General features: G+C 41.8%; 7 protein-coding genes, 1 rRNA gene and 1 riboswitch. All 8 genes read left to right on the top strand.

Annotated features, from left to right (window positions below; translation table 11 throughout):
- Positions 1 to 19 precede the first annotated feature (19 nt).
- Positions 20 to 1,489, top strand: a complete 1,470-nt coding sequence (locus tag CSV72_RS06955) for a nicotinate phosphoribosyltransferase (protein WP_099677758.1) — start codon at positions 20 to 22, stop codon at positions 1,487 to 1,489.
- 16 nt (positions 1,490 to 1,505) lie between these two features.
- A complete protein-coding gene (nadE, locus tag CSV72_RS06960) occupies positions 1,506 to 2,330 on the top strand; it encodes an ammonia-dependent NAD(+) synthetase (RefSeq protein WP_099677759.1) in 825 nt (274 codons plus the stop codon).
- Between the two features lie 122 nt (positions 2,331 to 2,452).
- Positions 2,453 to 3,403, top strand: coding sequence for an AAA family ATPase (locus CSV72_RS06965; RefSeq protein ID WP_099677760.1), 951 nt, complete (start codon positions 2,453 to 2,455; stop codon positions 3,401 to 3,403).
- Positions 3,400 to 4,578, top strand: coding sequence for a DUF58 domain-containing protein (locus tag CSV72_RS06970; protein ID WP_099677761.1), 1,179 nt, complete (start codon positions 3,400 to 3,402; stop codon positions 4,576 to 4,578). Before CSV72_RS06965 ends, CSV72_RS06970 begins: the two co-directional genes overlap by 4 nt.
- The gene (locus tag CSV72_RS06975; protein ID WP_099677762.1) at positions 4,575 to 6,740 is read left to right on the top strand and encodes a transglutaminase-like domain-containing protein; all 2,166 of its coding nucleotides are present in this window, start codon (positions 4,575 to 4,577) and stop codon (positions 6,738 to 6,740) included. Before CSV72_RS06970 ends, CSV72_RS06975 begins: the two co-directional genes overlap by 4 nt.
- A gap of 204 nt (positions 6,741 to 6,944) precedes the next feature.
- Positions 6,945 to 8,498, top strand: coding sequence for a glutamine-hydrolyzing GMP synthase (gene guaA, locus CSV72_RS06980; RefSeq protein WP_369802889.1), 1,554 nt, complete (start codon positions 6,945 to 6,947; stop codon positions 8,496 to 8,498).
- Positions 8,498 to 8,599, top strand: a riboswitch (purine riboswitch). (Overlaps the previous gene by 1 nt.)
- An 80-nt stretch (positions 8,600 to 8,679) precedes the next feature.
- Positions 8,680 to 10,014: an NCS2 family permease gene (locus tag CSV72_RS06985; protein ID WP_099677763.1), complete on the top strand. Its 1,335-nt coding sequence runs from the start codon at positions 8,680 to 8,682 to the stop codon at positions 10,012 to 10,014.
- Positions 10,015 to 10,322: 308 nt separating this feature from the next.
- Positions 10,323 to 10,385, top strand: a 16S ribosomal RNA gene (locus CSV72_RS06990); the annotation flags it as partial.

The following is a 10,385-nucleotide window of genomic DNA, read 5'->3' on the forward strand; positions in this document are numbered from 1 at the left end:
GCGGAAGAAGGAGACGACTATGACTTCATCATACAAAGACGACAGCTTAGCGTTACACACAGATCTATATCAAATCAATATGGCCGAATCGTATTGGGCGGACGGTATTCATGAACGAAAAGCCGTATTTGAAGTGTATTTCAGAAAAATTCCATTCGGTAACGGTTATGCGATATTCGCAGGCCTTGAACATGTACTAAAGTATCTTGAGGAGTTTTCATTCACAGAAAGCGATCTAGCTTATTTACGAGAAGAGCTTGGATTCGCCGATGACTTCCTCGACTACTTGAAAGATATCCGTTTCACCGGAGACGTCTACTCCATGAAAGAAGGAGAACTCGTTTTTGCGAATGAACCGATTATCCGAATTGAAGCGAACCTGATTGAAGCGCAGTTGATAGAAACAGCATTGCTAAATATCGTTAACTACCAAACGTTGATCAGCACAAAAGCTAGCCGTATCAAACAAGTAGTGAAAGATGATATTGTGATGGAATTCGGGAGCCGCCGTGCGCATGAGATGGATGCCGCGGTTTGGGGTGCGCGTGCAGCGGTTATTGGTGGCGTAGAATCTACGAGTAACGTACGTGCAGGCAAACGTTTCGGACTGACTGTTTCAGGAACACATGCCCATTCATTCGTACAAGCCTATAAAGATGAGTACACTGCATTTAAAGTCTACGCACAGCGTCATAAAGACTGCGTATTCTTAGTGGATACCTATAATACATTGAAAATTGGTGTTCCAACAGCAATCAAAGTAGCAAAAGAACTCGGAGACAGCATTAATTTCATCGGCGTCCGATTGGACAGTGGAGATATTGCGTTCTTGTCAAAAGAAACTCGCCGCATGCTAGATGAAGCAGGTTTCCCAGATGCGAAAATCGTTGTATCCAATGACTTGGATGAGTATACGATTTTGAACTTGAAAGCCCAAGGAGCTCAAGTCGACATCTGGGGTATTGGAACAAAGTTGATTACGGCATATGATCAACCGGCGCTTGGAGCGGTCTATAAAATTGTCTCCATTGAAAGCGAAGATGGAGAAATGCAAGATACGATTAAAATTTCGGCAAACGTAGAAAAAGTGACAACACCCGGCCGCAAAAAACTGTATCGAATCATTGACCTCGAAAATGGTAAAGCGGAAGGCGACTACATTACGATGCATGACGAGGATCCGACGAAGGAAGAACGCATCAAAATGTTCCATCCCGTTCATACATTTATCTCGAAGTTTGTGACGAATTTTGAAGCGGTAAACTTACACGAACAAGTTATTCAGGACGGAACAATTATTTATGAAAATCCGCCAGTTTATGAAATTCGTGAATTTGCACAACAAAATCTTACCCTACTATGGGAGGAATATAAACGTTCATTAAACCCGGAAGAGTATCCTGTCGATCTTAGTCAGAAGTGTTGGGACAATAAGAGACGTAATATAGAAGAAGTGCATGAAATGGTAGAGAACTATACAAAGCGATGAAAAGGAAGTGGTAGCGTTGACATTGCAGCAAGAAATTATCCAAGCATTACGTGCGAAACCGGAAATCGACCCGCAGCAAGAGATTCGGACTTCCATTGACTTTATGAAAGCATATATGAAAAAGAATACATTTTTAAAAGGGTTTACAGTAGGTATTTCCGGAGGGCAAGACTCTACATTAGTTGGCAAGTTAGCACAGATGGCCGTTGACGAACTTAACGAAGAGTTAGGAGAAGAAAAGTACCGATTTTATGCACTCCGTTTACCATATGGTGTGCAGTTTGACGAAGAGGATTGCCAGGATGCATTGCGTTTTATCAGTCCGTCGGTCGTCTATTCAGTCGATATTAAAGAAGCAGTGGATGCTAGTGAACGGACTCTGATCAAAGCGGGTCTCCATATTTCCGATTTTGATAAAGGGAATGAAAAGGCGCGCGAACGTATGAAAGTGCAATATTCCGTAGCGGCCGTTCATCACTCTGTCGTTCTTGGTTCAGATCACGCAGCCGAAGCAATCACTGGCTTCTACACAAAGTTTGGTGATGGTGCAGCGGATTTGATGCCGATTTATCGTCTGAATAAACGCCAAGGTAAACAATTACTAGAAGCGCTAGATTGTCCACCACATTTATACAATAAGATCCCTACAGCTGATTTGGAAGGCAATAAACCCGCCATTCCGGATGAAGTAGCATTAGGTGTGACGTATGATAAAATCGATGACTATCTCGAAGGAAAAGAAGTATCGGACGAAGCACGTAAGCAAATTGAAGGACATTATTTGAAATCAGCACATAAACGGCACTTGCCTATCACAGTGTTTGATGAATTTTGGAAATGAAAACTGCCGACCTCTTATTGGATAAAGGGTCGGCAGTTTTTCTGTTTGTCGGGGTTATGCGTTTCAGGTATGATAGTTTCATATAAAAAGACGGATTCAGTTCGTGACGGGGGAGAACAATTATGCATTCACAATGGATCGAACGAGTATTAAACAATATTGAAAAGGTTATTGTTGGTAAACGTGATATAGCGGAGTTAAGTATAACGGCATTATTAGCTGGCGGTCACGTATTACTAGAAGATGTACCAGGCGTTGGCAAGACAATGCTAGTAAGGGCGCTTGCGACTTCGATTGGTGCTAAGTTCAAGCGGATCCAATTCACGCCGGACTTGTTGCCTTCTGATGTTTCAGGCGTATCGATCTATAATCCACAGAAGATGCAATTTGAATTTCGTCCGGGGCCTTTAATTGGGAATATCGTATTGGCTGATGAAATTAACCGAACATCACCTAAAACACAAGCCGCTTTATTGGAAGGGATGGAAGAGGCATCCATTACAGTAGATGGAACGACTATTCAATTACCGAAACCGTTTTTCGTAATGGCGACACAAAATCCTATTGAATATGAAGGGACGTATCCGCTACCGGAAGCGCAGCTTGATCGCTTTATTTTTAAGTTGAAAATGGGTTATCCGACAAAGCAGCATGAGGTGGAGTTATTAAAAAGGGCGGAACACCAAACGCCAATTGAGCAAATTGACGCTATTCTGACAGTGGATGAATTACTGGAGTTACAGCGCCATGTGCGTGAAGTGACAGTAGACGATACGATAGTTTCTTATATTGTGGATTGTGCAGATGCAACTCGCCAGCATGAATCGGTTTCATTAGGTGTAAGTCCACGAGGTTCGATGGCATTAATGAAAGCTTGTCAGGCTTATGCATTCATCAAAGGGCGCACGTTCGTATTGCCTGACGATGTACAATATTTAGCACCGTTTGCTTTTTCGCATCGGATGATTTTACTTCCTGAAGCGAAATATGAAGGAATTGATGCTGAGGAAATTGTCAGCCACATCCTCAAACAGTTGTCAGTTCCGGTAATGCGCGGGTCTGCAACCTTATGAATGGATTGCGATCATTCGGACGTTTCGCAAGTGTCATAGCTATTGGTACAGCTGCCTACGTCTTCGCAAAATTTCAAGGAGGCTTCGTTAGCTGGTTCATTTTCTATACGTTGATCCCGTTTGTGACATACTCCGTGCTTCTCTATTTGTATCCGTTACGGGATCTAACGGTTGAACGATATATTGAAAAACGACATGTATCAAGGAATGGGCAGGTATCTATTCGTGTGGTGCTTAAAAGGAACCTCCCTTTCCCGTTACTATATGCAGTTCTAATGGATAAACGAGTGCATGCGAAGCGCGAAAAAATGGAACGGAAAATTATACTGCTAGGATTCCGAAGAACATATGAGTACAATTATTCGCTGAAGAATGTACAACGTGGCGAATACACATTGCCAGCAGTAGAAGTGGAAGTAGTAGACTTTTTCAATTGGATTTGTAAAAGAAGGGTATTTGTTGTTCAAGACCATTTTTTGGTCTATCCAAGTGTAACAGCTATGGTGTATGAATCGGCATCTAATGGGACGAGCCAAGGACAGCAACTCTCCGCTTACATGCTGGTGAAGGATGCAACCACACCGTCTAGTGTTAGGGAATATGCGCCAGGGGACCGCATGTCTTGGATTCATTGGAAATCATTTGCCCGGACTTCAAAACTAATGACAAAGGAATTTGATGAACAGCGATCGGAGCAACATACGTTGTTGCTCGATTGCGGAATATCGGAAACATTTGAAAGTGCGGTGGAGTTCGCTGCATCGATTGTTGTATCCGCTAGGCAGCATCATGCCAAGCTGACCATGATCACAGCAAGTGATCAGCCGAAAGTGTTTCCGTTGATACAATCAGCAGATCAGACTAGGCAAGCATTAGTACATCTTGCGAAAATTCAACCAACAGACATACAACAGATAAGATTGCCGGTAGGAAAAGCGGTGTCTCGAGATGCATTATTGCTTATTACAGGGGATCTTCGCATAAATTTCATCCGTCGTGTGTTGACGTTTGCTCCTGATGCATCCGCAATAGTTTGTTTTGTGATGTTGACAGATGAAACGAATAAAAAATCACTTGAATCTATTATTGATCAAGTAAAATTGCTCGGTATTACCGTGCAATTGATTTATCCGTCTGATCGTTCATCAGCATTGAAAAAGGCGGTGAAATCATGAGGAAATCGATATTGGATTGGAAAGTGCTGATGTTTTTATATGCGCTTAGTTCCGTTTTGCTGTGGGAGTGGTTTATCCCGATAATGGATTTAACGGATTTTGGACATCCTTCATTATTCATCGTCTATTTAGTACTGTTTTTTGCGTTGGCTTTACTTCGACTACCGTGGTGGATTAGTGGAGCGGTCCAGATTCTTTATGTATTATGGGCTATTCATTATATGTATTTTGATCAACTATGGATTTCTATAGAGGTGACAGGCTATATTTTGCAAGATGTAAAACAGAATGTCTTGCTGTTATTCCAAGGTGAGCTCGGTGAATTATCAAATTTATTCCGTACGTTATTGTTGTTTACGCTAGTTTGGATGATCGCGTATTTACTTCGCCACTGGATTGAAGTGCGACGTAGTATGATGATGTTCTTTGGTTTTACAATCGTATTTGTAGCTCTTTTGGATACATTCACTCCATATGATGCTACTTCGTCTATTGTGAGAATTATGATGGTAGGCTTATTGATTGTAGGTTGCCTAACAGTAATTAAATTATCAGGCGATGAAGGGTGGTCACTTCGTCCGAAAAGATTACTTCTGCTTTCATTGCCGGTGGTACTAATTGTAGTATCTGTTGGATTGCTTTCAAGAAATGCACCGGTTTATCCCCCGGCATGGCCAGATCCCGTACCATACTTATTATCTTTAAGCGGAATGGAAGAGGAGACTGATAAAGGACAAGCTAAAGCAGGTTATGACCCTGATGATTCGCAACTAGGTGGAGCTTTCGTCCAAGACAATCAATTGGTGTTTGAAGCGTCTGTTGAACAACGTCAATATTGGCGTATAGAAACGAAGGATACATATACATCTAAGGGCTGGATACAAGATAAAGAATCAGATAAAGAGCTGTTGGATACAGGTGAAGACTTATGGGAATTCCCTGTAGAAGGAGAAGTGTCGCATGCTGTACTCGATTTCGTTGAACCATTGCCATTCCTAACTACACCATATGGCACGACGAAAATTTCCTCACCTGAAGGTTTGAACCTCATGCACGAGAAAACGGCGAACAGACTATATTTGTTGATGGGTCTGCAGGAAAAGATTGAACAGTATGAAATGGAGTTCGTAGAGCCTACATACATCCTGTCAGATTTGCAGAAAACAGAGATGGTGAATTACGAGATGGTACCGGAAGATTTAAATAGCTATGTGCAACTTCCGGCAGAATTACCGGGACGGGTGAAAGAATTAGCTTTATCGATTACAGAAAATGAAACCGCGGTCTATGATAAAGTGAAAGTCGTAGAACAGTATTTTAAAAAGAACGGTTTTATTTATGAGACGCAAAATGTTCCAATACCTAATGAAGGACAGGACTATGTGGATCAGTTTCTATTCGACACGAAAAAGGGGTATTGTGATAACTTCTCCACTTCGATGGCAGTCATGCTGAGGTCTGTAGATATACCGACGCGATGGGTGAAAGGATTTGCACCTGGCGAAATGGCATTTAAAGCATCGGGAAAAAATGTCTATCGCGTGACGAATGATGAGGCGCATTCATGGGTGGAAGCATATATTCCTGAAATTGGATGGATGCCGTTTGAGCCGACACTTGGTTTTACACATCCGACAGAGATCGAATTCGATATTCCAAATGAAAGCCCTGAAGAAGAGGAAGTTAAGAAATCTGCGAAGCCTGAAGTGGAAAAAGAGAAAGAACTTCCTAAGAAAACAATAAGTTCGCCTTTGTTCGACGCATTCAAACAAAAGTTTACATGGTTGTTCAGTCAATGGTGGCTTTACGTATCCCTACTCGGGTTAATAATAGGGGCTAGTGCCGTTTTGTATAGCAAACGGAGTAATTGGTTGCCAAAACGACGTATAAAACAATTGAGGAAATTACCGAATGGGCACGTGAAATTTGAACAGCAATTTACACAGTTATTACAACAACTTGCTCGTACCGGCTTGCCAAAGGATACTGCAATGACGCTTTCCAACTACGCAATACTTGTAGATAAACGGTATGGCGGAGATCGAATGGCAGTGTTGACTCGTGCGTATGAGATAGGAGTATATGGTAATGATTGGCAGTCCCAAGAGTGGGATAAGTTGAATGAAGTATGGGAAGATTTAATTATTAGCACAACATGTTGATTTTTTAGCGAAATATGCGTAAAATATAGAGCGGATGATGCTTGAAATGTCCTCGACATATCTAGCACTAACGAACGTCAGCTATCATTGAATAGCAGTACCTGGATTCTTTGATGGAAAAGACGCGTGGAAAGTTGACTTTCTAACGCGTCTTTTGTAGTTGAGGCATGAAATGGTATTAAAAAATTGGAAGAGGTGGATTAGTTGTCAAATGCTCCTGTGTTAGCCGGACAAGAAAAAATTGTAGTTCTCGATTACGGCAGTAAATATAATCAGCTCTTCACGCGTACAATCCGCGAATTCGGTGTGTATAGTGAGTTACACGCACATACAACGACAATTGAGGAAATTAAAAAAATGAATCCAGTCGGTATCGTACTTTCCGGCGGTGCAGCATCTGTTGGAGACGAGAAAGCGTATGCTATCGATCCGGCAATATTCGAGTTAGGTATTCCTGTATTGGGCATCAGTTACGGAGCTCAAGTAATCGTCGATCATTTAGGCGGTAAGGTAGAAAAGAATACAGGTGGCGAAAGCAAAGAAGAAACGTTGACAGTGGACACGACGTCTACATTATTTGCTGGTCAGACGGACAAACAAAATGTCTGGGTTAGCCATAGTGCTGACATTGCAGAATTACCTGAAGGCTTTACTGCATCTGCAAAAGATTCAACTGGTAATATTGCAGCGATTTCAAATGACGAACAACAAATCTATGCGATTCAATTCCATCCGGAAGATTATCGTTCGGAAAATGGGAAAGACTTCTTGCGTAACTTTGTATTTGAAATTTGTAAAGCTTCAGGCGATTGGACTATGGATCGGTTCATTGAAATTGAAATCGAGAAGATCCGCTCAACAGTTGGCGATCGTAAAGTACTTTGCGCGCTAAGTGGCGGAGTTGACTCTTCAGTAGTAGCTGCTTTGATTGACCGTGCAATAGGCGATCAGTTGACATGCATTTTTGTGGACCACGGATTGCTTCGTAAAGGCGAAGTCGAAAGTGTAGTTAAAACTTTCAGCGAACAGTTCAGCATGCACTTCATTAAAGTAGATGCGCGCGAACGCTTCTTGGATAAGCTGGAGGGTATTACAGACCCTGAGCAAAAACGAAAGATTATTGGTAATGAATTTATTTACGTGTTTGACGAAGAGTCCGCTAAACTAGACGGCATCAAATATTTAGCGCAAGGTACGATTTATGCAGATATCATTGAAAGTGGAACTGCGACCTCTGCAACTATTAAATCTCACCATAACGTGGGTGGTTTGCCTGAAGATATGGACTTCGAGTTGATCGAGCCATTACGTGCGTTGTTTAAAGACGAAGTACGTGCGGTAGGAGCAGAACTTGGATTGCCTGAAGAAATCGTTAACCGTCAGCCATTCCCAGGTCCGGGACTTGGAGTTCGTGTGCTTGGTGAAATTACGGAAGAGAAGCTTGAAATCGTTCGCGATGCAGACTTTATTTTACGTGATGAAATCGCAAAAGCTGGACTCGATCGTTCAATCTGGCAATATTTCGCGGTATTACCGAATATCCGCAGTGTAGGTGTTCGTAACGAACAACGTTCTTACGACTATGCGATTGGTATCAGAGCGGTTCATTCAGTAGATGGCATGACAGCGGATTGGGCTCGTATACCTTTTGATGTACTGGAAAAAATCAGTACGAGAATTACAACTGAAGTTGATCAGGTTAATCGTGTTGTATATGATATTACAGCGAAACCACCTGGCACTATTGAGTGGGAATAAGTTAAACAACAGAATATGATCGTATAACACTAGGAATAAGGCCTGGAAGTCTCTACCGAAACACCGTAAATGTTTCGACTACGATTCAAAATAGAAATATATTTTCTATTGGATTAAAAAAGAGGCATGCGAATTTATTTCGCGTGCCTCTTTTTACATACTGAGAGTAAGGAAGGTCACAATGAAAAAATACTTTGAGTTTGATAAGCTGGGCACCAATTATCGTCGCGAAATCATTGGTGGAATTACTACGTTCTTGGCGATGGCATATATTTTAGCGGTAAATCCAATCATGTTATCTTTGGATGTTGTACCTGATTTGCCTGATTCCATGCGTATGGATAAAGGTGCAGTATTTGTTGCTACTGCGCTTGCGGCTGCTGTAGGAACGTTATTTATGGGTTTGATAGCCAGATATCCGATAGGTTTAGCACCAGGCATGGGATTAAACGCATTCTTCGCATTCACAGTAGTGCTGACTTACGGTATACCATGGCAAACAGGATTGACTGGAGTATTATTCTCGGGATTAATCTTTATAGTTCTTTCATTAACTGGGTTACGAGAAATGATCATCAATGCAATACCGGCACAGCTGAAATTTGCGGTAGGTGCAGGTATAGGTTTGTTTATTACATTCCTCGGACTCCAAAATGCCAAGATTATTGTGGCGGATAAAAATACGTTAGTAGGCTTGGGTGATTTAACAGCGGGACCTACATTACTAACGATCTTTGGTTTAGTTATCACAATTATCATGATGGTACGTAAGATCAAAGGCGCTATTTTTTATGGGATGATCATGACCACGGTTTTAGGTATGGCGGTTAGTCTAATAGACGTGCCACATAAGGTAGTAGATAAAATTCCGTCAGTCGCTCCTACGTTTGGTGCAGCTTTCGATGCGATCATTAACGATCCAGGTTCCTTGATGACAACACAATTTCTAGTGATCGTCATCACATTCCTATTCGTAGACTTTTTCGATACAGCTGGAACACTAGTTGCAGTTGCTACACAAGCAGGTCTAATGAAGGAAGACCGTCTTCCACGTGCTGGTAAAGCACTGCTTGCAGATTCCTTAGCAACAGTAACAGGCGCAGTAATGGGTACATCCACTACCACTTCTTACATTGAATCTACTGCAGGTGTTGCGGCGGGTGCCAAAACAGGCTTTGCTTCTATTGTAACGGCCCTGTTGTTCTTACTAGCATTATTCTTCTCGCCTTTACTACTAGTCATCACACCGGCAGTTACAGCTCCGGCTTTGATTATCGTAGGGGTGTTGATGGTGTCGACATTAGGAAATATAGATTGGACTCGTTTCGAAATCGCAGTTCCAGCATTCTTTACGATTATCGCGATGCCGTTGACGTACAGTATCGCAACAGGTATCGCAATCGGTTTCGTTTTCTACCCTATTACGATGCTGGTAAGCGGTAGAAGAAAAGAAATTCATCCAATTATGTACGGACTCTTTGTGATCTTCATTTTGTATTTTATCTATATCAAATAACAACAAACCGCTTCTCGAGTCAATAGGGGAGCGGTTTTCTCTGCCATTCAAGTACTTTTTTAAGGCGTTAAAAGCGTAGATCTAAAAATAAAGTAAAAAGAAATCGAAAAAAGTTGTTTATAGTCGTTGACAGTTCGAAATATGTCTGATATAGTAATAGAACAGTCAAGAAAGCGACTGGGACATGAACCTTGAAAACTGAACAGCAAAACGTTAACGAAATACAGTTTGTGCATCTAACGGTGACACAAACAAAATGAGTATCTTAATTGATGCCAGCAAATGAAACTCGAGCTAATCGAATTTCTCTTATGGAGAGTTTGATCCTGGCTCAGGACGAACGCTGGCGGCATGCCTAATACATGCAAGTC

This window comes from Sporosarcina sp. P20a (assembly GCF_002743175.1).
Taxonomy (GTDB): domain Bacteria; phylum Bacillota; class Bacilli; order Bacillales_A; family Planococcaceae; genus Sporosarcina.

Excerpts from the sequence above, each read along its gene's own strand:
- CSV72_RS06965 (WP_099677760.1), top strand. The coding sequence starts at position 2,453 with ATGCATTCACAATGGATCGAACGAGTATTAAACAATATTGAAAAGGTT.
- CSV72_RS06955 (WP_099677758.1), top strand. The coding sequence starts at position 20 with ATGACTTCATCATACAAAGACGACAGCTTAGCGTTACACACAGATCTA.
- CSV72_RS06970 (WP_099677761.1), top strand. The coding sequence starts at position 3,400 with ATGAATGGATTGCGATCATTCGGACGTTTCGCAAGTGTCATAGCTATT.
- CSV72_RS06985 (WP_099677763.1), top strand. The coding sequence starts at position 8,680 with ATGAAAAAATACTTTGAGTTTGATAAGCTGGGCACCAATTATCGTCGC.
- CSV72_RS06975 (WP_099677762.1), top strand. The coding sequence starts at position 4,575 with ATGAGGAAATCGATATTGGATTGGAAAGTGCTGATGTTTTTATATGCG.